Source organism: Bradyrhizobium sp. FW305-F6, assembly GCF_058782905.1.
This window is the reverse complement of sequence record NZ_JBYSYD010000004.1, coordinates 107,105-125,616: the sequence shown is the minus strand read 5'-3', so window position 1 is coordinate 125,616 and position 18,512 is coordinate 107,105. Positions and strand designations below refer to the sequence as shown.

Annotated in this window: 24 protein-coding genes; 9 read left to right on the top strand and 15 right to left on the bottom strand. The window is 63.9% G+C overall.

Annotation, left to right across the window (positions count from 1 at the left end; translation table 11 throughout):
• Positions 1-60 precede the first annotated feature (60 nt).
• On the bottom strand, positions 61-996 hold the full coding sequence (locus tag AC3WLX_RS25140; RefSeq protein ID WP_492338408.1) for a pirin family protein: 936 nt from the start codon (positions 994-996) through the stop codon (positions 61-63).
• Positions 997-1,670: 674 nt separating this feature from the next.
• Between AC3WLX_RS25140 and AC3WLX_RS25135 the strand changes: the two genes are divergently transcribed.
• Positions 1,671-2,501, top strand: coding sequence for an alpha/beta fold hydrolase (locus tag AC3WLX_RS25135; RefSeq protein ID WP_492338010.1), 831 nt, complete (start codon positions 1,671-1,673; stop codon positions 2,499-2,501).
• A 31-nt stretch (positions 2,502-2,532) separates the two neighbouring features.
• Positions 2,533-3,537, top strand: coding sequence for a zinc-dependent alcohol dehydrogenase family protein (locus AC3WLX_RS25130; RefSeq protein ID WP_492338009.1), 1,005 nt, complete (start codon positions 2,533-2,535; stop codon positions 3,535-3,537).
• A gap of 26 nt (positions 3,538-3,563) precedes the next feature.
• Here the strand turns inward: AC3WLX_RS25130 and AC3WLX_RS25125 are convergent, their stop codons facing one another.
• Positions 3,564-4,475 (bottom strand): helix-turn-helix domain-containing protein, encoded by a 912-nt coding sequence (locus tag AC3WLX_RS25125; RefSeq protein WP_492338008.1) that lies wholly within the window; start codon positions 4,473-4,475, stop codon positions 3,564-3,566.
• Positions 4,472-5,413: a helix-turn-helix domain-containing protein gene (locus tag AC3WLX_RS25120; RefSeq protein WP_492338007.1), complete on the bottom strand. Its 942-nt coding sequence runs from the start codon at positions 5,411-5,413 to the stop codon at positions 4,472-4,474. Before AC3WLX_RS25120 ends, AC3WLX_RS25125 begins: the two co-directional genes overlap by 4 nt.
• Before the next feature lie 388 nt (positions 5,414-5,801).
• Here AC3WLX_RS25120 and AC3WLX_RS25115 point away from each other — a divergent pair, with 388 nt between their 5' ends.
• From AC3WLX_RS25115 to AC3WLX_RS25105, 3 genes are read left to right on the top strand one after another with little or no spacing between them, the layout of a single operon-like run.
• Positions 5,802-6,176: a MoaF-related domain-containing protein gene (locus AC3WLX_RS25115; RefSeq protein WP_291618732.1), complete on the top strand. Its 375-nt coding sequence runs from the start codon at positions 5,802-5,804 to the stop codon at positions 6,174-6,176.
• Positions 6,176-6,985, top strand: coding sequence for a nuclear transport factor 2 family protein (locus AC3WLX_RS25110; RefSeq protein ID WP_366863939.1), 810 nt, complete (start codon positions 6,176-6,178; stop codon positions 6,983-6,985). Before AC3WLX_RS25115 ends, AC3WLX_RS25110 begins: the two co-directional genes overlap by 1 nt.
• A gap of 11 nt (positions 6,986-6,996) precedes the next feature.
• Positions 6,997-7,644, top strand: coding sequence for a hydrolase (locus AC3WLX_RS25105; RefSeq protein ID WP_291618729.1), 648 nt, complete (start codon positions 6,997-6,999; stop codon positions 7,642-7,644).
• A gap of 199 nt (positions 7,645-7,843) precedes the next feature.
• Here the strand turns inward: AC3WLX_RS25105 and AC3WLX_RS25100 are convergent, their stop codons facing one another.
• Together AC3WLX_RS25100 and AC3WLX_RS25095 are read right to left on the bottom strand one after the other, a co-directional pair.
• Positions 7,844-8,053 carry a hypothetical protein gene (locus tag AC3WLX_RS25100; RefSeq protein WP_291618727.1) on the bottom strand — a complete coding sequence of 70 codons (210 nt, stop codon included), beginning with the start codon at positions 8,051-8,053 and terminating at the stop codon, positions 7,844-7,846.
• 94 nt (positions 8,054-8,147) lie between these two features.
• The gene (locus tag AC3WLX_RS25095) at positions 8,148-8,591 is read right to left on the bottom strand and encodes a TspO/MBR family protein (protein ID WP_492338407.1); all 444 of its coding nucleotides are present in this window, start codon (positions 8,589-8,591) and stop codon (positions 8,148-8,150) included.
• A gap of 42 nt (positions 8,592-8,633) precedes the next feature.
• Between AC3WLX_RS25095 and dinB the strand changes: the two genes are divergently transcribed.
• The gene (gene dinB / locus AC3WLX_RS25090) at positions 8,634-9,734 is read left to right on the top strand and encodes a DNA polymerase IV (protein WP_492338006.1); all 1,101 of its coding nucleotides are present in this window, start codon (positions 8,634-8,636) and stop codon (positions 9,732-9,734) included.
• Between the two features lie 101 nt (positions 9,735-9,835).
• On the opposite strand, the gene AC3WLX_RS25085 is transcribed toward dinB, so the two are convergent.
• The 3 genes from AC3WLX_RS25085 to AC3WLX_RS25075 all read right to left on the bottom strand — a co-directional run bounded on the left by AC3WLX_RS25085 (position 9,836) and on the right by AC3WLX_RS25075 (position 11,328).
• Positions 9,836-10,129 carry a hypothetical protein gene (locus AC3WLX_RS25085; RefSeq protein WP_492338005.1) on the bottom strand — a complete coding sequence of 98 codons (294 nt, stop codon included), beginning with the start codon at positions 10,127-10,129 and terminating at the stop codon, positions 9,836-9,838.
• A gap of 194 nt (positions 10,130-10,323) precedes the next feature.
• Complete coding sequence (locus AC3WLX_RS25080; RefSeq protein ID WP_291618721.1) at positions 10,324-10,617, bottom strand: DUF1330 domain-containing protein; 294 nt, start codon at positions 10,615-10,617, stop codon at positions 10,324-10,326.
• 24 nt (positions 10,618-10,641) lie between these two features.
• Positions 10,642-11,328: a DNA-3-methyladenine glycosylase I gene (locus AC3WLX_RS25075; RefSeq protein ID WP_492338004.1), complete on the bottom strand. Its 687-nt coding sequence runs from the start codon at positions 11,326-11,328 to the stop codon at positions 10,642-10,644.
• 282 nt (positions 11,329-11,610) lie between these two features.
• Between AC3WLX_RS25075 and AC3WLX_RS25070 the strand changes: the two genes are divergently transcribed.
• Complete coding sequence (locus AC3WLX_RS25070; protein WP_492338003.1) at positions 11,611-12,438, top strand: metallophosphoesterase family protein; 828 nt, start codon at positions 11,611-11,613, stop codon at positions 12,436-12,438.
• Here the strand turns inward: AC3WLX_RS25070 and AC3WLX_RS25065 are convergent.
• From AC3WLX_RS25065 to AC3WLX_RS25050, 4 genes are all read right to left on the bottom strand, one after another.
• Positions 12,377-12,862 carry a Crp/Fnr family transcriptional regulator gene (locus AC3WLX_RS25065; RefSeq protein WP_291618715.1) on the bottom strand — a complete coding sequence of 162 codons (486 nt, stop codon included), beginning with the start codon at positions 12,860-12,862 and terminating at the stop codon, positions 12,377-12,379. The genes AC3WLX_RS25070 and AC3WLX_RS25065 overlap by 62 nt on opposite strands.
• Positions 12,863-12,960: 98 nt before the next feature.
• Positions 12,961-13,701 (bottom strand): di-trans,poly-cis-decaprenylcistransferase, encoded by a 741-nt coding sequence (locus AC3WLX_RS25060; RefSeq protein ID WP_492338002.1) that lies wholly within the window; start codon positions 13,699-13,701, stop codon positions 12,961-12,963.
• Positions 13,702-13,732: 31 nt separating this feature from the next.
• On the bottom strand, positions 13,733-14,107 hold the full coding sequence (locus tag AC3WLX_RS25055) for a transcriptional regulator (protein WP_291618711.1): 375 nt from the start codon (positions 14,105-14,107) through the stop codon (positions 13,733-13,735).
• Positions 14,094-14,711 carry a hypothetical protein gene (locus AC3WLX_RS25050; RefSeq protein ID WP_492338001.1) on the bottom strand — a complete coding sequence of 206 codons (618 nt, stop codon included), beginning with the start codon at positions 14,709-14,711 and terminating at the stop codon, positions 14,094-14,096. Before AC3WLX_RS25050 ends, AC3WLX_RS25055 begins: the two co-directional genes overlap by 14 nt.
• A gap of 202 nt (positions 14,712-14,913) precedes the next feature.
• On the opposite strand from AC3WLX_RS25050, the gene AC3WLX_RS25045 reads away from it, so the two are divergent.
• Positions 14,914-16,161 carry a S1C family serine protease gene (locus tag AC3WLX_RS25045; RefSeq protein ID WP_492338000.1) on the top strand — a complete coding sequence of 416 codons (1,248 nt, stop codon included), beginning with the start codon at positions 14,914-14,916 and terminating at the stop codon, positions 16,159-16,161.
• Between the two features lie 66 nt (positions 16,162-16,227).
• Here the strand turns inward: AC3WLX_RS25045 and AC3WLX_RS25040 are convergent, their stop codons facing one another.
• From AC3WLX_RS25040 to AC3WLX_RS25030, 3 genes are all read right to left on the bottom strand, one after another.
• A complete protein-coding gene (locus AC3WLX_RS25040) occupies positions 16,228-16,494 on the bottom strand; it encodes a DUF3551 domain-containing protein (RefSeq protein WP_492338406.1) in 267 nt (88 codons plus the stop codon).
• A 99-nt stretch (positions 16,495-16,593) separates the two neighbouring features.
• A complete protein-coding gene (locus tag AC3WLX_RS25035) occupies positions 16,594-16,863 on the bottom strand; it encodes a DUF3551 domain-containing protein (RefSeq protein ID WP_492337999.1) in 270 nt (89 codons plus the stop codon).
• A gap of 78 nt (positions 16,864-16,941) precedes the next feature.
• The gene (locus AC3WLX_RS25030; protein WP_492337998.1) at positions 16,942-17,916 is read right to left on the bottom strand and encodes a Bug family tripartite tricarboxylate transporter substrate binding protein; all 975 of its coding nucleotides are present in this window, start codon (positions 17,914-17,916) and stop codon (positions 16,942-16,944) included.
• A gap of 141 nt (positions 17,917-18,057) precedes the next feature.
• On the opposite strand from AC3WLX_RS25030, the gene AC3WLX_RS25025 reads away from it, so the two are divergent.
• Positions 18,058-18,465: a VOC family protein gene (locus AC3WLX_RS25025; RefSeq protein WP_492337997.1), complete on the top strand. Its 408-nt coding sequence runs from the start codon at positions 18,058-18,060 to the stop codon at positions 18,463-18,465.
• Positions 18,466-18,512: the final 47 nt, after the last annotated feature.

Here is an 18,512-nt window from a genome sequence, read left to right as displayed (position 1 = left end):
GTCGGTCATTCAGTCTTGGGCGCTCGCGTTGCCTCCAGGCAATCACCTTAGCAGCGCCGGTCAATCCGGAAGGGGGATGTGTTCATCCCGGTCGTCGATCGGGAGATCGAAGCGCCCCTTGCCCCAATTCCCGGCGCGCCATTCGGCCTTGGCTTCTTCGATGCGTTCCTGGGACGATGCGACAAAATTCCACCAGATGTAACGCGGCCCGCCGAGCGTGGCGCCGCCGAGGATCATCAACCGCGCGCCTTGGTCGCCGGCCGCGACCGTGATCCCGTCGCCGGGGCGGAACACCATCATCTGGGATGCCCCGAAAGACTGGCCGGCGACCGACACAGAACCTTCGACAATATAGATGCCTCTGTCCTCGTGCTCGCCCGGCATCGGCAGCCGGCTTCCTGGTTCGAGCTTCACATCGGCGTAGAACGTCTCCGAAAACATGGCCGCGGGCGCGACCTTGCCGTAGGCGTTTCCAAGAATGAGCCGAACCGAGACGCCGCGGTCCTCGATCACGGGCAGCGTTTCCTTGCCGTGATGTTCAAAGGTGGGCGCCACATCCTCGTGGGTGTCGGGAAGAGCCAGCCACGTCTGAATCCCGAACAGACTGTTCGGACCGCTGCGGGCGGCCGCGGAGGTGCGCTCCGAGTGGGTAACGCCGCGCCCGGCGACCATCCAGTTCAGCGCACCAGGACGGATGATCTGATCGGCCCCGGTGCTGTCACGGTGATGGAAATCGCCGCGAAAGAGATAGGTGACGGTGCCGAGGCCGATATGCGGGTGCGGCCGAACGTCGACGCCCTGCCCGGTCAGCAATTCGGCCGGCCCGGCCTGGTCGAAGAAGATGAACGGCCCGACCATCTGCCGCTTCGGCGCCGGCAAGGCGCGCCGGACCTCGAAACCGCCGAGGTCGCGGGAACGCGGGACGATGAGAGTTTCGATCGCGTCGATTCCGACCTCGTCGGGACAGCCCGGCTCGAGTGTTGGGTTCCAACTCATTGCGCATGTTCCTCTGCTGGGAAAGCCCGGCAACCTCGCACGCCCGGCCGATCAGGCCGCGGCTCGACCTCGTCCATCTGTTCACACGTCCATCTTTCCTCCGCCTGCTCGCAACCAGTCGTGGCGTGGCGCGACCGAGACTGCCACGCGTTTAGCGCGGCGTGACGATGCCAAGGCGCCCGGCAAGCGATGCAGAACGGTTTGATCGCGGGTTGAATCGATCTTAGCCGAACGCCGTGGCAATGCGGTGCGGGGGCTGCTGCGCAGGTGCCAATATTGCGCTTCTTTCCGGCTATGGCCAAACTGGGCCGCCCACTCGCTGCGGTCCGAACGAGAGTTCCACCTCCCGTGAAACTCGAGGCAGTGCGCCCCGGTGAGAACGCAGGACGTTACCCAACGCGGTGGCGAGCGGCAGGTCAGGAATGCTCTGAAAAGAGTGTCGCGCAGCGCTTTGCCCGCAAGATCGGCAACAGGCCGCACCTTCCGCGCCGCACTTTGTCAAACGCTTGCTAGGGTCGTCGGGCTGGCCCCCCAAGCACTTTCGTCGGAATGGATTTGATATGAAAGAGGACTGCACGGCCAGCCGTCGACATTGTCCGCGATAGGGCCATGGCGCAATCCTGAGCCAGCCGTTTTCCGGAATTTGCTCAAGCTCAACCGGAAGGAGACCTGTCATGGCTATAATCACCACAGCCGACGGCACCAACCTCTTTTACAAAGACTGGGGCCTGAAAGACGCGCAGCCCGTGATGTTCCACCACGGCTGGCCGCTGAGCGCCGACGATTGGGACAGCCAGATGCTGTTCTTCCTGTCTCGAGGCTATCGCGTGGTCGCACCTGACAGGCGCGGCCATGGCCGATCGGACCAAACCGACACGGGCAACGACATGGACACCTATGCCGCAGATGTCGCGGCAATCGTGAAGGCGCTGGACCTTCATGATGTCATCCATATCGGCCATTCGACCGGCGGCGGCGAGGTCGCTCGCTACGTCGCCCAGGCCGAGCGCGGCCGCGTTGCCAAGGCCGTGCTGATCGGTGCGGTGCCCCCCGTGATGGTCAAGTCCGACAAGAACCCGGACGGGATTCCAATGGAAGTGTTCGACGGCTTCCGCGAGTCGCTGTCCCGGAACCGCGCGGAGTTCTATAAGGGCATCCCAAGCGGCCCGTTCTATGGCTTCAATCGCGCGGGCGCCACAATAAGTCAGGGCTTGATAGACAATTGGTGGCGCCAGGGCATGGCCGGCGGCGCGAAGGCACATCACGACTGCATCAAAGCGTTTTCCGAGACCGACTTTACCGAGGATCTCGAAGCGATCAACGTTCCAATCCTGTTTCTGCACGGCGAGGACGACCAGATCGTACCGATCGAAAACTCGGCGCATAAGGCAGTCAGGCTGGTGCGCGACGGAACGCTGAAGACCTATCCGGGTCTTTCGCACGGCCTGTTCGCGACGCATCCTGACGTGATCAACCCTGACCTGCTGGCCTTCGCCCGCGCCTGACCGGCTAAGCCCCTGGAGAGGAGGGAAGATCATGACCGATACCATGAAGGCCGTCGTGCTCGAAAAATTCGGCGGCTACGACGCGTTCAAGCTGCGCGACGTTTCGGTGCCGACTCTCGGACCGCGACAGGTCCGGGTGCGTGTCCACGCCACCGCCATCAATCCCCTGGACTATCAGATCCGCCGTGGCGACTATGTCGACTACGTGCCGCTTCCCGCCATCATCGGTCACGACGTTTCCGGCGTCGTGGAAGAGAAGGGAGTGGACGTGAGCGAGTTCGGGATCGGCGACGAGGTTTACTACACGCCCAAAATCTTCGGCGGCCCCGGCTCCTATGCGGAGCAGCATATTGCCGATGTCGACCTGGTCGGTCGCAAGCCGCGCAACATCACTCACCTGGAGGCCGCCAGCCTGACGCTGGTGGGAGGCACGGTCTGGGAAGCTTTGGTGACCCGCGCCCAGCTTGCCGTTCATGAAACGATCTTGATCCACGGTGGCGCCGGCGGTGTGGGCACGGTGGCGATCCAGCTTGCCAAGGCGATGGGTGCGCGGGTCATCACGACGACGCGCTCCAGCAACCACGAATTCGTACGTTCGCTCGGAGCGGACGATGTGATCGACTACACCTCCGACGACTATGTTTCAGCCGTGGCAGACCTGACGCATGGGCAAGGGGTGAACGTCGTGTTCGATACCATCGGCGGCGACACCCTGACGAGGAGCCCGCTCGCCCTCGCGGATGCTGGACGGGTGGTCAGCATCGTCGACATCGCACAGCCGCAAAACCTGATCGAGGCGTGGGGCAAGAATGCCGCCTACCATTTCGTGTTCACCCGGCAGAACCGCGGCAAGCTCGACGCGGTGACGAACCTTGTCGAACGCGGCCTGATCAAGCCGGTGATCGGCGCGGTGCTACCTCTGGCCCGGGTCGGCGAAGCGCATGAACTGCTCGAAAACGGCGGATCGCGCGGACTTCGCGGCAAGGTGGCGATCGATGTCGTGGGGCAGACTGTGGCGCTTCCCTCGCCGCAATAGATGCACTGGCAGGGCGACGGCACAAGTTACTGCATTGCGATCCGGCGGACGGGATCGCGAACCGCCCGACGATAATCGGTCGGACTCATACGGTGATGCTTGAGAAAGACACGGGCGAGGACCTGGTTCGACGAGTACCCGACTTCCAGGGCGATCTGGGTGACCGGAAGGTCCGTATGTTCGAGGAGTTCGCAGGCTTTCTCCATCCTCAGTCGCGTGAGGTAGACCCGCGGCGGCACGCCGAGGCTCTGCTTGAACATGCGAGCGAAATGAAACGGTGAAAGCCGTGCCTCGGCTGCCAGATCGTCGAGGCTGACATCTTCCGAAAGCCGCGCTCGCATCAGTTCCAGGCAACGCCGTTCCGCCCAAAGCGCGAGGCCGCCCTTGGGCGGCGCAAACGGCGTTCCACCCAAGCGGCAAAGCTCGGCGAGGAGCTCGCAGCCCGCCGCCCGCGCCAACAGCTGCGACGGCGCCCCCTCGTCCTCACAGAGAGTCCACAGGTTGCGGACCGCCGATCGGATTGCCGACGATTCGAACACTCGGCCGTAGATGCAGGCGGTGTCGAACGAGAAGCGACCGTCGGCCGCCTCGTCGAGCACGCTCTGCCACCGGGCCAAGGGAAACGCCAGGCTGCGAAGCCGATGGCTTTCGTCATTGATCACCGTGGTCGCGAAGTTCGGCGCAGCGACGGCGAGGCTGCCTTTCGCGGTCGCCATATCAAAGCGACCTCCTCCCAGGTCTCCCCTGACACGACTGCAGCCAAGGATGTCCTCCATCAGCACGATGTCCGACACGGCCGGGCGGGACATGTCCCCGGCTGGTCGCTGGACCTCGAGAAGGTCTAGAATTCCGCCCGGGGATTTCATCGTGCGCAAGTAGGACGCATGTCGGCCTTTGCTGTGCCACTGGGCGAATGACGAATGGGCATGGACGTTCATTGCAGTCCCTCCAGAGCCGAATGCGCGCGAGGCGGGATCGATGGGCAAACCGGATTGCGAACAGTCCGACGATAGTCCGACGGGCTTAAGCGCATGTGCTGGATGAAAACCCGGGCGAGGACCTGGCTTGATGAGTACCCGACCTTTAGCGCGATCGCCGTGATCGGAAGGTCCGTCTGTTCGAGGAGTTCGCAGGCTTTCTCCACCCTCAGTCGCGTGAGGTAGATGCGCGGCGGCACGCCGACGCTCTGCTTGAACATGCGTGCAAAATGAAAGGTCGAAAGCTGCACCTCGGCTGCCAGCTCGTCGAGGCTGATGTCCTGCGAGAGCCGCGCCCGCATCAATTCCAGACAGCGCCGTTCAGCCCACGGGGCAAGGCCGCCCCTTGCCAACGCGAATGGTGCCCCGCTCAACCGGCACAGTTCGGCCATGATCTCGCAGCCGGCCGCTCGCGCCAGCAGACGCGAGGGCGCGCCCTCCTCGTCACACAGGGCCCACAGGTTACGAAGCGCCGATCGGATGGTCAGCGAGTGAAATAGCCCTTTGTAGAGTCGCAGGCATTCGAACGAGAATTGGCTGTCGGTGGCTTCATCGAGCACTCTCTGCCACTGCGCCACGGGAAAGGACAAGGCGCGAATCTGATGTCTGCTGTCGACGATCGACGTGAGGGCGAAGTCGGGCGCAGCGAGATGAAGCGCACCTTTCTCTCCCGTTATTTCCACATACCCACCTCCCGCGTTGCCTCGAACGCGACTACCACCGAGCAGGTCCTGGTAAAGGACAAGATCCGGCATGGCCGGGCGGTGCATGTCACCGGCGGGTCGCGCCATTTCGAGCAGATCCAGGATTCTGCCCGGCGATTTCCCTGTGCGCACATACGGGGCTTGCTGGCCCTCGCAGTACCATTTGGTGAAAGACGAATAGGCAGGCACGCTCATTGCTGTGTCTCCTATTGAAGTGGACAATCTTGAAGTGGCCATCGTCGCCGCGATCCGCGCGCGGCCCGACGGGCCGCCATCTGAGCGCGTCAGCTGATCTGGCCCCGTGGTAGACCGCGAAACATATGACGGCAACCAGACGGGTGCGCAACTTCGCGACATCGGAACGACCTGTGGCGTTCCGCCGCGTGGGGTCCAGCGACAGCACCAATCGCGGGTCAGCGCTCGCGTGACGGCCGCTCCGACACTCTACCGCAATATTTGCACCGCGCAGCAGCTTCTGCGCCGCTCCTAGCGCGAACGTTCGCTAGGATTCAGTCGCCTCACGCTCGTTTATCGGCACCGCATCGGTTTGCTGTGCCTTTTTGATCAGCCAAGCACCTGACCCATGATCACTTCGCTGAAGTCTACCATGTCCGAATCACGATCAGACTCCCTGAAGCTGGCGTACGCCTATCCAGTCGGGATCGTATTCGATGTCAGATTCGACGCGTTCACCGCTCGACTGACGACGCTGCCGGACAACCACATCCGCTTCCACATCGCCGACGGCCCCTATGCCCATACGGAGACCGTCACGATCGCCGTCGACCCGATTCGCGCCGGCGTTTTCGCCGTGAGCTGGGTCGAAGCGAGCGGCGCCACTGTCGTGCATGTCGAGGATTTCGAGCGCGGCGTTGTCCACTCGTACGCCACCCTGCCCGACGGCTCATTCCTCCGAATGCAGGGACCGATCCATCTCATCTCGGAGGGAGAAGGCTGATGACGACTGCCGTAGAGCGCAACAAGGCGCTGGTTCTGGAGGCCATGACCGCGTTGTTCAGGAGTCACGATCCGCTCGCCGTCGAGCGGCTCTATGCGCCGGGCTACATTCAGCACAACCCTGCCATCCCGCAGGGACGAGATGCGCTGGCCCAGCTGGTGGCGCAGCTTCCCCCCGCGGTGTTCTACGAGCCGGGGCTGATGATCGCCGAGGGCGACTTCGTCGCCATTCATGGCCGCATTCGCGGCTGGGCGCCCGCGACGCAGATCGTCGTTGACATCTTCCGTATCGAGAACGGGCGTCTCGCCGAGCACTGGGACGTTTTGCAGGACGAGGCGTCGACGGAGACGTCCAGATCGGGCTTGGCCATGTTCTCGCCGGACGAGGGTGAGCGCCAAAAATCGCGCGAGTCGGAAGCAACGACCGAAACTGTGGACTATGACCGCTTGATGAAGGCTAACCTGTTCACGGTCTTCAGCGAGCGTAACGAGGAACGGCGCCGTCTGGCGATCCGCGAGCTCTATGCCGAAGACGCGGAGCTGCACGAACCGCACGCTTCTGTCCGCGGTCATGCTGCGATCTCCGACGCGGTCGGCCGGCTGCTCGCGAATCTTCCAGGTGACCTCATTTTCGCCGCCGACGGTCCGGCCATCGGCCACAATGGCGTCGCGCGTCTCAATTGGCGCTCCACGGCGCACTCGGACCCCGATGCCGTCACCGGAACGGACGTCGCCCGGTTCGCGGGCGGACGCATCGTTTCGCTTCACGTATTTCTCGATCCCCCAACCCCCTCAATCGAACTATTTTGAAGGAGTTTCCAATGCCCAAGACCGGCCTCGACGCCCTACTGCGTCCGCAAGACAGCATTGTCGTGCTGATCGACCACCAGCCTTTCCAGTTCGCCAACTTGCACAGCCATGAGCCGACGATGATCGCAAACAACGTCATCGGCCTCGCCAAGACGGCGAAGGTCTTCGGCGTGCCGACGATCCTGACGACGGTGCTCGAAGAGCGCGGGGGCTATCTGATCAAGGGATTGCAGGATGTCTATCCGGATCAGAAGCCGATCGACCGCACTTTCATCAATACATGGCAGGACGCGCGCGTCGTCGACGAGGTGAGGAAGAGCAGCCGCAAGCAGCTCATTCTGGCCGCCCTGTGGACAGAGATCTGTCTTGCGATGCCGACTCTGCACGCTCTGGCGGAGGGCTACGACGTCTTCATCGTAACCGACGCCTCCGGCGGCGTGTCCGTCGAGGCGCACGACATGGCGGTGCGGCGCATGACGGCGGCAGGCGCCGTCCCCATCACCTGGCTTGCCGTCGCCGCCGAATGGCAGCGTGATTGGGCGCGGCAGGAGACCATTGCCGAGCTTGCGAAGGTGCAGCTTGAACATGCCGGCGCCACCGGCGTCGCGTTCGCTTGGGAGATGCAGTTGCTGGCTGGCCGTCCACGCGCGGGCGGTTGACGTTATCGAACTGAAGTCGCTGGACCAGCGAGGCGTCGAGGTTCGCCCTGCGACATCGGAGTTGTGCCTGCCGACAACCCCGTCAGATCGAGCTCGAGGTCTTGGTTGGCAAGAGAGCACCACCGAGGCTTCGAACTAAAAGTGCCCGCTTCCTGAGAGGGGCGATGATGAGGGGGGCGCCGGCATTCGGGCGCCCCCCTCACGTCAGCATCGCAATGATCGCCTGGAGCTGGTCGGATGCGGCCGTCACCAAACCGTCGTACGACGTCTGGCCGTGTGCTGCGGCGTGCAGGATGAACTCGGCCACCGCCGCTTTGAGGCCAAACACCGATTGATGGGCCGGCACGCTTGCCATCACGGTCTCCAGCGCTTGACGCATGGTATGAATGAGCTCGGAGCTGTATTGCATGGGCTGTCCTCCCGCGGCTCATATTGGGTCGCGTGCCCATGCTTGCCACTCACATGCCTGAGATTGTCTTTTGAATCGGTCGAAACCGATCGTCTCAATTCAACCGCCAGATCGCCGCATTGAGCACGCCGGCAAATGCGACCCACGCCGCGTAGGGCACGAACAAGGCGGCGGCGAGCCTGTCGCGTGACAGCTCGAGGCCGATATAGGTCACGATCGCGGCGAACAACGCGATGAGGATGACGAGCGCGGCGCCGATCTGGTGCATCGTGAACATGACCGGAGACCATGCAAAGTTCAGGACCATCTGCGCGGCCCAGGCGAGCATCGCTTTGCCCCGGGGTTCGCGGCGAAAGGTCCGCCATCCCGCGATGGCGATCAGCGTGTAGAGAATCGTCCACGCCAGCGGGAACGCCCAGTTCGGCGGCACGAAGCCCGGCTTGGCGAGGCCGGCATACCACTCGCCGGGCGGATTCGTCGTACCGATCAGCCAGCCAAGTCCGACCACACCCACCACGAACAGCAACAACTGAAACATCATCACCTCGAACTTCTTTTCGCGAAATTGTATCATCTTTCCATGAGCGATTCCGACACGGTTGCCGGCCACGCGTCGCCGGTGCGCAAGATCATTCATATTGACATGGATGCCTTCTACGCCTCGGTGGAACAGCGCGACGATCCGCAGCTGCGCGGCCAGCCGGTCGCGGTCGGGGGCTCCGCGGAGCGCGGCGTCGTCGCGGCCGCCAGCTACGAGGCGCGCAGGTTCGGCGTTCGCTCCGCCATGCCGTCGGTGACCGCGAAGCGGCAATGTCCCGATCTGATCTTCGTAAAACCCCGCTTCGAGGTCTACAAGGCGATCAGCCGGCAGATCCGCGACATCTTTGCCGAGCATACGCCGGTCATCGAGCCGTTGTCGCTCGACGAAGCCTATCTCGACGTGACGGAGAACCTGCAAGGCATTCCGCTGGCGCGGGACATCGCGTTGAAGATCCGCGCGAAGATCAAGGCCGAAACCGGCCTCAACGCATCGGCGGGCATCTCCTACAACAAGTTCCTGGCCAAGCTCGCCTCCGACCATCGCAAGCCCAACGGCCAGTTCGTGATCTCGCCGGAGATGGGGCCAGCCTTCGTCGAGACGCTGCCGGTCGGCAAGTTCCACGGGATAGGCCCGGCAACGGCTGCGAAGATGAACGCGCTCGGCCTGTTCACCGGCCTCGACATCCGCAACCAGTCGCTGGAGTTCATGAATGCGAATTTCGGCAAGTCGGGGGCCTATTATTACTGGATCTCACGCGGCGTCGACGAGCGACCGGTCCGGGCCAACCGGATCCGCAAGTCGATCGGCGCGGAGAACACGTTCTCGATCGACCTCGACGCATTCGACGCGCTGGCCGCCGAGGTCAGGCCGCTCGTCGACAAGGTCTGGCGACATTGCGAAGCCACCGGCAATCGCGGCCGCACCGTGACCCTGAAAATCAAGTTCGCCGATTTCGAGATCATCACGCGCAGCAGATCCGTCGCGGCGGGCGTTGCCGGACGCGACGATCTGGAGCGGCTGGCCTGCGGCCTGCTCGAAGCCGAGATGCCGCTCCCCAAGCGCGTCAGGCTGCTGGGCGTCTCGCTGTCGTCGCTCCAAGCCGCCGGCGATCCCGAGCCGCAGCTGACGCTGGGTATCTGAACGAGGCTCTTGCGCGCTCTGCGGCGACAGAAGCCGCCTTGACTCGCCAACGGTAGCGGATGCTCCGCCACCGCTGGGAGGTCGATTGCGCTCGGGGCAGCTCAATGCTTCATATGCTCGAACACCACGATCACGCCGGTCGGCTCGGGCTCGTGTGCCATCAGGCGCGTCAGGTCGGAATCGCCCCAATCGGCCAGGCTGACGACCTCGCCGCTCGGGCGGTCGGCGCCCTGCGATGCCGTCGGCTCGACTACCTTGAGGCCCATCTCGTCGACGAAGAAGGTGTGCTCGCCAAACATACTGTTGAGCTGCGGCATCGCGGGATGTTCGTCGGGCAGCACCTGAGCGCCGAGTTGGTTGACGGTCTGCTTCACCTGTTCGGATGTGAGCTTCATGAGCTGCTCCGTGTCTGTATCCGGTTTCACTGGGTCCAAGCGGGCGGCGTGCGTTGCCCGCCCGGCTCAAGGTCCCGAACAGGGGCTGCGGACAAATGTTCCTGCAAAATGCATTTCGTGATCGCGTGGCCGCATCTGCCGCGCTCACGGCACAAGTTCGCCACACGGTGCACACGATCCGGCAAGATCGCGCGCTAATCGACAGCCTCGACGATGCGGATATCGCGATCCGCGCCATCACCGAGCAGGTCGTGCGCGGCCTTGTAGGCCGGGCTCTCATACGCCGCCTTGGCGCTCGCGACGCTGTCGAACTCGATCAGAACGACGCGCTCCATCTGGCCGAGCTCGAAGACGGCCGCAGGCATCCCGCGCGCGATCACGCGGCCCCCTGCCGCTTCGATCGCCTGGCGCGATACGTTGGCATAGGCGGCCATCGCATCGGGATTCTTGATCGCACGATAGGTCGCAACCCAATAGGCTTTCGCCATTGTTCTCTCCAGTTGTTGTGAGGGCTATTCGCTGCTGTTGTCGCCGACCGAGAGCGCGCAAATGCGCGACAGATAGGTGTAGGGCAGGCCGGTCTCCTCGGCCCAGGCGTTGAACTGCGCCTGCACCTTGGCGAGGTCGCCCTTCGACCTCACCTCCTCGGCGATGTCGAGACCGGCATCGCGCAGGCAGGCCACCACGTCCTTGGATGTGACGAAGCCGTCCCAGCCGACGAAGCGCAGCAGCATCTGGCCGGTGTTGCCGCCCAGCCGGCTGCCGCGCTTGTTGAGGAGATCGAGCAGGCCGATCTCGTCGGAAGGCGGCCACTTCGCCAGAAACTTGCCGAAGCTGCCGTGCTCCTTCGCGATCTCCTGCACGAAGCCGGCGTTGTCGCGCACCGACATGATCTTGGCGCCGTTGCGTACGATACGCGCATCGCGCAGCAGACCTTCCCAATAATCTTCGGGCTGGAAGCTGAGCTTGGCGGGCTGGAATTGCAGGAAGGCCTCCTCGAAGCCGTCCCATTTCGAATCTATCACGCTCCAGGCAAAGCCGGCGCAGAACACCCGCTTGGTCATCTCGGCGAGGATGCGGTCGTCGCCGAGCTTCGCCAGCCGCTTGAGGTCCGGCTTGGCCGGCATCAGCTTCTCCAGCGCCTTGGGCCCGCCCTTGCGCTTCTCGGCGCGGGCGCGAATGGTCTTGAAGGAGGTCATGGGGGCCCACGTTTGCAGAGAGGCCACGACAGCAGAATTCGGCGATGCGGTCCAGCCTTGACGTTCCAGCGCTTGTCCTTCCAGCTCTTGTCCTTCCAGCTCTTGTCCTTCCAGCTCTTGGCCGACCAGCCTTGGCGTTGCGGAGCCCTTGCGCTCTGCGACGCGCCGCAGCATGCTGTCGCTCGTCGGATTGATCCGATGGGGCGGCCGGGCTGGTCTGCTTCTTGCTTTATGACGTTTTGGAATTCCCAGACATTTTGACCTCTCGCCGACGGTCCTCCCATGCGCTGCCTCGTCGTGGCCGACCTGCACTATTCGCTGCCGCAGCTCGACTGGCTGGTCAGCGCGGCACCGCAATTCGACCTCGTGATCTTCGCGGGCGATGCGCTCGATATCGGCTCGATGGTGGATTTCCGCGCCCAGATCGTGGTGGTGAAAAAGTACCTCGGGCTGCTGGCCGCGACGACTCGCGTGATTCTCTGCTCCGGCAATCACGACCTCGACGAGCGCAACGCCGAAGGGGAGAAGATTTCGCGCTGGATCTCGGAGGTGCGCGAGCTCGGCATCGCCTGCGACGGCGACAGCCTCACGGTCGGCGACACGATGTTCACGGTGTGCCCGTGGTGGGACGGACCGCAGGTCAAGCAGCGCCTCATCGAGCAGTTGCGCGATGCCGCGGCCGTCAGGCCGCAGCGCTGGATCTGGGCGCATCACGCACCGCCGGCGGATTCACCGACGAGCTGGGGCGGCAAGCGCTTTTTCGGCGATGTCGAGCTGGTGCAGTGGATCACGCAATACCAGCCGTCCATGGTGATCTCGGGTCACGTGCATCAATCGCCCTTCATCAGCAATGGATCGTGGTTCGACCGGCTAGGCCAGACCTGGGCCTTCAACACCGGCCTGCAACCCGGCCGTCCGCCGACCTACATCGTGCTGGACCTCGGTGCCGACAAGGCGTTCTGGCTGGCGGCCGGCGAAGCGCAGTGGATCGACCTGAATGCGCCGCTGCAACGGCCCGCCGCCCCGGTTGAGGCGCCGCCCGACTGGCTCACATTCTTGGATCGGATTGCCGATCCGAGCCTGGCGAGACCTCAAGCGGCGGCAGGTTGATCATGCTCTGAAGCACCTCGCCGACCATCGCCAGATGCGTGCCGTGACCGGCATATTGCCGCTTCAGATCGGCGAGATAGGTGTTGGCGACATTGAGCCGCTGCGCCAGCATCTTTGCAATCAGCAGCGCGACGTTGGGCTCCTTCGCGAGAAACGCGGCGGCATCCTCGAATTCGGTGACGACCGAATCGGAGCAGGCGCGCACGGTTGCGGTATGCGGCTGGCCCAGCAGCACGGACATTTCGCCCAGCACGGCGCCTGGCTCGGTGACGGTGGCGACGACCATCTCGCCCTTGAGCACCTCAAGCTTGCCTTGCATCAGCACGTAGAGATGGCCGGTGGTGCCCCCCTCCGTGACGATCGTCGTGCCGGCTGCGAACTGCCGCTCCGTTCCGCCGGTGCAATAGTCCAGGACCGCGCGCATCTTGCGAAAGCTCCCATCGCTGCGGACACTCCATCGCGGGAGACTAGAGCACGATCCGTGCCAGGCGGCAAATCAACGCGGTCGCTTCGGTCGAAAGATCACACGCGGGACAGCGAAGGCACCTCCTCAGCCGCGATCGGCCGAAGTCCGCCGAAGCGGCGCTCGCGGCCGTGGAAGACGGCCAGCGCCTCGGCGAGATCACTCGCCTCGAATTCGGGCCACATCCGCTCGGTGAAATGTAGCTCGGCATAGGCGCCCTCCCAGAGCAGAAAGTCCGACAGCCGCTTTTCGCCGGAGGTGCGGATGATGAGATCGACGTCGCGCAGGCCTGCCTCGCCGGTGACGAGCTGCGAAAAGGCTTCGCGGGTGAGGCTGGTCAGCGCGGCCGCCTTCGCCGCGGCGTTGAGGATGGTATCGCGCGCGGAATAGTCGACGGCGATACGCAGGTGCAGCGTGCCGCCATCGGCAGTAGCTTTTTCGGCGCGCGCGATCGCATTGGCAATGCCGTCGGGCAGGCGGTCGCGGCGGCCGATCACGGTCAGGCGCACGCCGTTCTCGACCAGGCTCTGCACTTCGTTGGACAGGTAGAAGCGCAGCAGCGTCATCAGCGCGGCAACCTCCGCCTTCGGCCTGCGCCAATTGTCGGTGGAAAAGGCATAGAGCGTCAGCGTGCCGATGCCCTGCTTGGGCGCGGCCTCGACGATGCGGCGGATGGCCTCGACCCCAGCCTCGTGGCCGCGCATGCGCGACAGGCCTCGCCGCGTCGCCCACCTGCCGTTGCCGTCCATGATGATGCCGACGTGAAGCTTGTCGTCGCGGGACACGAGCTTACTTTGCATGACAAAGTCTCCGGTCAAAAAGGGGGGCGGATCAAGTCGAGGCGATGCCGAGGCGGCCGAGTGGCAAAGCCTCGCGGCCGGCGGCCTTGGCCGCGTCGCGCACCAGCCGCTCGAGCACGGCGAGGTAATCGAGGAAGCGGCGGCGGCCGGCCTTGGTCAGGCGGCAGGTGGTGTGCGGGCGGTTGCCTTCATAGCCCTTGGTCACCTCGACGAGCCCTGCCTCCTGGAGCACGGCGAGGTGCCGGCTGAGATTGCCGTCGGTGAGGCCGCAGAGCTGCTTGAGGTCGCCGAATGCGAGGCCCTTGGGATGCGCCATCAGCGACGTCAGGAGCCCGAGCCTCGCCTTCTCGTGGATCACGCGGTCGAGCCCTTCATAGGAGAAGGGTGCGCTGTCAGTCTTCGACATCGTTGTCTCCGGACGCGAAATGCAGAATCGCCGCCATCACCGATTGCCCGATCACGAAAGGCAGTCCCATGGTCCATGGCGATAGCGTGTGGGTTCCGCTCGCGAGCACCAGCACCGCGAAGCCGGACACGAAATACCAGGCGCCGGCGAGCGCGACCGTGCGCGGCAGCGAGCGGACCGAGGCAAAAATGCCGAGCGACACCAGGATCTGCCACAGGCCCGGCAGCAGCCACAGCGTCTCGCTCGCGAACTTCCACATCACAACCGCAAGCAGCACGCCGGCAACGCCCGCCGGCAGGAACTGCTCGACCGCCTGATGGATCATGGCGTCGGCGAGACCGGAATGATGGCGGCGCGAGCGCGCGCGCATCTCGATGCCGATCACCAGCACCGAGACCACGGCGGCCATGAACCAGCCGATGAAGAAGCCGAGCGGCTCGCCGGTGGGATCATCCAGCAGCCAGAATTGCAGCACCGAGGTGACGAGCGCGACGGTACCGGTCGCCGCCATCGTCGCCGGACCGTAGCCGCGGAAGGCGGTGCCGGCCGCGATCTGACTGCGGATCGCCACGATATCGGCCAGCGCCTTGTCGAGATCGCGCATCGGCAACGCCAAACCTCGTTCCACCCATCTGTCGGGACGGACGGCCCGCCCCCGCTGCTTTGTATTGCAAAGCTTACGGCATCGCAAAGTAAATTCAAGGCCGAAAGTTGCGACTGCAGGATGAAAGTCGGGGCCAGCAACTGACGGTTGCGCCTCGCCTGCCCTCACGGATAAGATGGCAAGAGCGTTCCCGGGGGCTGGTATGTGGTTGAAGTCGCTTGCCGTTGCGTTGTTGTCACAATTGGCTTTCGCCGGCACCGCCGATGCGAAAGGCCCCTTTGGCAGCCTCAAGATCGGTAACTGGATCGGGGGCGCGTTCAGCAACGATGAGACCGGCGCCTTTTCGCATTGCGCCGCCACATCGCCCTATGCGAACGGCGTCATCCTGGTCGTGAGCCAGAATTCCGCCGGCACGTGGTTGCTGGCCTTTGCAAGTCCCGGCTACAGCTTCAACAAGGGCGAGAACGCCGCCATTGACGTGACCTTCGATGGCCAGGAGCAGGCCAGACTGTACGCGACGGCGTATCAGCCCAACATGCTCACGGCCGTCATGCCGCTCAATGTCGTGCGGACGTTTCAGAAGGCGAGCCTGATGGTGGCGACCGCCGGCCGCACCGTTCTGAACTTCGATCTGACGTCGACCGGGCCGGTCATCGCCGCACTGGCCAATTGCGTCACGAGAGTGAAGGCCGACGGTCTCGACAAGGCCGGCGACTTCACCAAGGGTGCGGCCAAGCCGGCAATGGCCAACGACAAGCAGGGTACGCCTCCTGCCAAACCGGCTCGAACCGGAACTTTCACAGGGACCGGTTTCGTGGTGAGTCCCAACGGACATATCGTCACCAACAGTCACGTGATCGACAGCTGCACCGGCGACATCAAGGGCAATCTCGCCGGAGAGGCCGCCATGGTCCTGCGCGTCGTCTCCAGCGACGCGACCAACGACCTTGCGCTGCTGCAAGCGCCGGCGACGGCATCGTTCAAGGACTTCGCCAGGATTCGGGACCGCTCGATGCACTCCGGCGATTCCGTGGTGGCCATCGGCTTCCCGCTGCACGGCTATCTTTCCTCCGACCTGACCGTGACCACGGGAATTGTCAGCTCGCTCAGCGGCTTCCGCAATCACACGGGACGCCTGCAGATCAGCGCGGCAATCCAGTCGGGCAACAGTGGAGGCCCGCTGTTCGACATGTCCGGACAAGTAGCAGGCGTCGTCGTCGCCAAGCTCAACGCGCTCAGAATGATCAAAGAGACCGGGCAGCTGACCGAGAACATCAACTTCGCCATCAAGACCGGCGCGCTGCGCGACTTCCTCGACAATTCCGTGGTGCGCTACCAGACCGCAGAGCCGAAGGGCGAACTGAAGGCCGCCGAGATCGCCGCGAACGCCCGTGCCTACACGATGCTGATCTCGTGTATCGGCACGGAACAAGCCGACGCCAAGCGGTAGCGTCGGCCAGCCTTTCTTGCTTGGAATGGAGCGCAGCGCAATCCGGGCTACGAAACCGGTTCGCCCTCAATACGGAGCAACGGGCCGGGCGCGCCGCTGCGGCCGCGGTTGCGCCGGGGCGTGGCCATAGGCGAAGCGCGGATTGCGGTCGCAGAACAAGAGCCGGCCGGACACGCTGGCCTGGCATTGCTCGTAGCTGCTGTAAGCGCATTCACCGGGATAGCCATACTCGCCGCCCTGGGCGCACCAGGGGTAGTCTCGGGCCGCGGCCGGCGCAGGGCCTGCAAAGGCTGCGAGCCAGATGGCAGCCAGCCCCGCCAGAACGAATTGAATCCTGCTCACGCCCCATCCTCCCGCCAACGAGGACAGAGCGTCGCCTTTATCCGGATCGCGTCAAGTCACTTTGTCCGGATCGTGGAGCCGGGTCGCGTCCTAATAGGGCGCGTAGGGGTCGTGCCGATACCGCCGCGCAGGGCCCTGCTGGTTATAGGCCGTGCGCGGATTAATCCCACAGGTCAGAAGGCGTCCGGAGACGCTGGCCTGACATTGTTGCCGGGTCCTGTAGGAGCATTCACCGGGGTAGCCGTAACCTTGTCCCTGAGCACACCAGGGATAATCATAAGCGGCGGCTGGACCGATGCCGGCAAGGCTGCCGACTCCCAATCCAGCCAGCGCGATCGTTGCGAGCAAAGCCTTGCGCATCTTCGTACTCCTTGTCCGACGCTTCACGAATGAAGTCTTCCCGGAGAACGCCGGCAAGGCCGCAAGGTTGCTATCGGCCTACTCGACCTTCAGGCCGGCGAACTCGACCACCTTCCGCCACTTCTCGGTCTCGGCTTTGATCTCCTCGCCGAACGCTTCCGGAGTCTGTGGCCGCGGCTCGCCGCCGAGCTCGACCAGGCGCTTGGCCATGTCGGGCTCCCTGAGCACCGCGTTGACCTCCGCGTTGAGCTTGGCGATGATGTCCTTCGGCGTGTTCTTGGGCGCGCCCATGCCGAACAGCGCGCTGGCCTCATAACCCTTCACGGTGTCGGCGATGGGCTGCACGTCGGGTAGCTGCGGCGACCGTTCGGTGGTGGTGACGCCGATGGCGCGCAAAGAGCCGGAGCGGATGTGCTGGATGATCGAAGGCATGTTGTCGAAGATCACCTGCACCTGGCCGGCGAGCATGTCGGTGATCGCAGGCGCCGCGCCGCGATAGGGCACGTGCTGCATCTTGCAGCCGGTCATGGCCATGAACATCTCGCCGGACAGATGCACCGAGGTGCCGTTGCCGGAGGAGGCCATGTTCACCTTGCCGGGATTGGCCTTCACGTATTCGATGAACTCGGCGACGGTCTTGGCCGGCACGTCCTTGCCAACGGTCATCACGTTGGGCACGCGCTGGAACGAGGCGACCGGCGCCATGTCGTTCACGAAGTTGAACTTGAGATTCTTGTAGAGCGAGGCGTTGATGTAGTTGGCCGGGTTGACCAGCTGCAGCGTGTAGCCGTCGGGCTCCGCGTTGATGACCGATTCGGTGGCGATATTGTTCCCGGCGCCCGGCTTGTTCTCGATCACGAATTGCTGGCCGAGCTTTTCCGAGAGCCTCTGGCCGATCAACCGCGCCAGGATGTCGGTGGCGCCGCCCGGCGGATAGCCGACCACCCATTTCACCGGGCGGGCCGGATAATCTGCGGCAAGGGCCTTCGACAGCGGGCTGGCTGCAAGCGGACTGGCGGCGAGCAGGCCGAGCGCGGTACGGCGAGTGATCATCTCGAGGGTTCTCCCAGTGTTGTTCTTGAAAGTCGTTGTTCTTGAAAGTTCGACAGCTTTAAAGTCAGGCCGGCGCGGTTGTAACAAAGCTTGCGGAGTGCGGAAAGTGCGCGGGACGCATGCTGACGAAAGGATGAGAACATGGTCAAGGTTCACGCCCTGGATCATCTCGTGATCAATGCCCGCGACGTCGCGGCGACCGCGGAGTGGTTCCGCAAGATTCTCGGAATGGAAGTCAAGGTGTTCGATCCCGGCGGCGGCAAAGCGCCGCGAACTTTCCTTCAATTCGGTAACCAGAGGATCAACGTCCGGCAACGCGATGCCGACAAAGTGGAATGGTTCACCGCCGACCACCCCACCGCCGGCTCCGAGGATCTCTGCTTCCTCACCTCGGCCACACCCGACGAGGTGGTGGCGCATCTGAATGCACATGGCGTCGCAATCGAGGCCGGACTGGGCCCGCGGCAAGGCGCCCGCGGCACGCTGCGCTCGGTCTATTGCCGGGATCCCGATGGGAGCCTGATCGAGATCTCGTCGTACGAGGATTGAGACGCGCCCTCGCAGCCAATTGGTCGTCATGCCCGGGCTTGTCCCGG

What these genes read in the sequence shown, in the direction of transcription:
- AC3WLX_RS25140 (WP_492338408.1), bottom strand. Translation starts at nt 996, where the DNA reads ATGAGTTGGAACCCAACACTCGAGCCGGGCTGTCCCGACGAGGTCGGA.
- AC3WLX_RS25135 (WP_492338010.1), top strand. Translation starts at nt 1,671, where the DNA reads ATGGCTATAATCACCACAGCCGACGGCACCAACCTCTTTTACAAAGAC.
- AC3WLX_RS25130 (WP_492338009.1), top strand. Translation starts at nt 2,533, where the DNA reads ATGACCGATACCATGAAGGCCGTCGTGCTCGAAAAATTCGGCGGCTAC.
- AC3WLX_RS25125 (WP_492338008.1), bottom strand. Translation starts at nt 4,475, where the DNA reads ATGAACGTCCATGCCCATTCGTCATTCGCCCAGTGGCACAGCAAAGGC.
- AC3WLX_RS25120 (WP_492338007.1), bottom strand. Translation starts at nt 5,413, where the DNA reads ATGAGCGTGCCTGCCTATTCGTCTTTCACCAAATGGTACTGCGAGGGC.
- AC3WLX_RS25115 (WP_291618732.1), top strand. Translation starts at nt 5,802, where the DNA reads ATGATCACTTCGCTGAAGTCTACCATGTCCGAATCACGATCAGACTCC.
- AC3WLX_RS25110 (WP_366863939.1), top strand. Translation starts at nt 6,176, where the DNA reads ATGACGACTGCCGTAGAGCGCAACAAGGCGCTGGTTCTGGAGGCCATG.
- AC3WLX_RS25105 (WP_291618729.1), top strand. Translation starts at nt 6,997, where the DNA reads ATGCCCAAGACCGGCCTCGACGCCCTACTGCGTCCGCAAGACAGCATT.
- AC3WLX_RS25100 (WP_291618727.1), bottom strand. Translation starts at nt 8,053, where the DNA reads ATGCAATACAGCTCCGAGCTCATTCATACCATGCGTCAAGCGCTGGAG.
- AC3WLX_RS25095 (WP_492338407.1), bottom strand. Translation starts at nt 8,591, where the DNA reads ATGTTTCAGTTGTTGCTGTTCGTGGTGGGTGTGGTCGGACTTGGCTGG.
- dinB (WP_492338006.1), top strand. Translation starts at nt 8,634, where the DNA reads ATGAGCGATTCCGACACGGTTGCCGGCCACGCGTCGCCGGTGCGCAAG.
- AC3WLX_RS25085 (WP_492338005.1), bottom strand. Translation starts at nt 10,129, where the DNA reads ATGAAGCTCACATCCGAACAGGTGAAGCAGACCGTCAACCAACTCGGC.
- AC3WLX_RS25080 (WP_291618721.1), bottom strand. Translation starts at nt 10,617, where the DNA reads ATGGCGAAAGCCTATTGGGTTGCGACCTATCGTGCGATCAAGAATCCC.
- AC3WLX_RS25075 (WP_492338004.1), bottom strand. Translation starts at nt 11,328, where the DNA reads ATGACCTCCTTCAAGACCATTCGCGCCCGCGCCGAGAAGCGCAAGGGC.
- AC3WLX_RS25070 (WP_492338003.1), top strand. Translation starts at nt 11,611, where the DNA reads ATGCGCTGCCTCGTCGTGGCCGACCTGCACTATTCGCTGCCGCAGCTC.
- AC3WLX_RS25065 (WP_291618715.1), bottom strand. Translation starts at nt 12,862, where the DNA reads ATGCGCGCGGTCCTGGACTATTGCACCGGCGGAACGGAGCGGCAGTTC.
- AC3WLX_RS25060 (WP_492338002.1), bottom strand. Translation starts at nt 13,701, where the DNA reads ATGCAAAGTAAGCTCGTGTCCCGCGACGACAAGCTTCACGTCGGCATC.
- AC3WLX_RS25055 (WP_291618711.1), bottom strand. Translation starts at nt 14,107, where the DNA reads ATGTCGAAGACTGACAGCGCACCCTTCTCCTATGAAGGGCTCGACCGC.
- AC3WLX_RS25050 (WP_492338001.1), bottom strand. Translation starts at nt 14,711, where the DNA reads ATGCGCGATCTCGACAAGGCGCTGGCCGATATCGTGGCGATCCGCAGT.
- AC3WLX_RS25045 (WP_492338000.1), top strand. Translation starts at nt 14,914, where the DNA reads ATGTGGTTGAAGTCGCTTGCCGTTGCGTTGTTGTCACAATTGGCTTTC.
- AC3WLX_RS25035 (WP_492337999.1), bottom strand. Translation starts at nt 16,863, where the DNA reads ATGCGCAAGGCTTTGCTCGCAACGATCGCGCTGGCTGGATTGGGAGTC.
- AC3WLX_RS25030 (WP_492337998.1), bottom strand. Translation starts at nt 17,916, where the DNA reads ATGATCACTCGCCGTACCGCGCTCGGCCTGCTCGCCGCCAGTCCGCTT.
- AC3WLX_RS25025 (WP_492337997.1), top strand. Translation starts at nt 18,058, where the DNA reads ATGGTCAAGGTTCACGCCCTGGATCATCTCGTGATCAATGCCCGCGAC.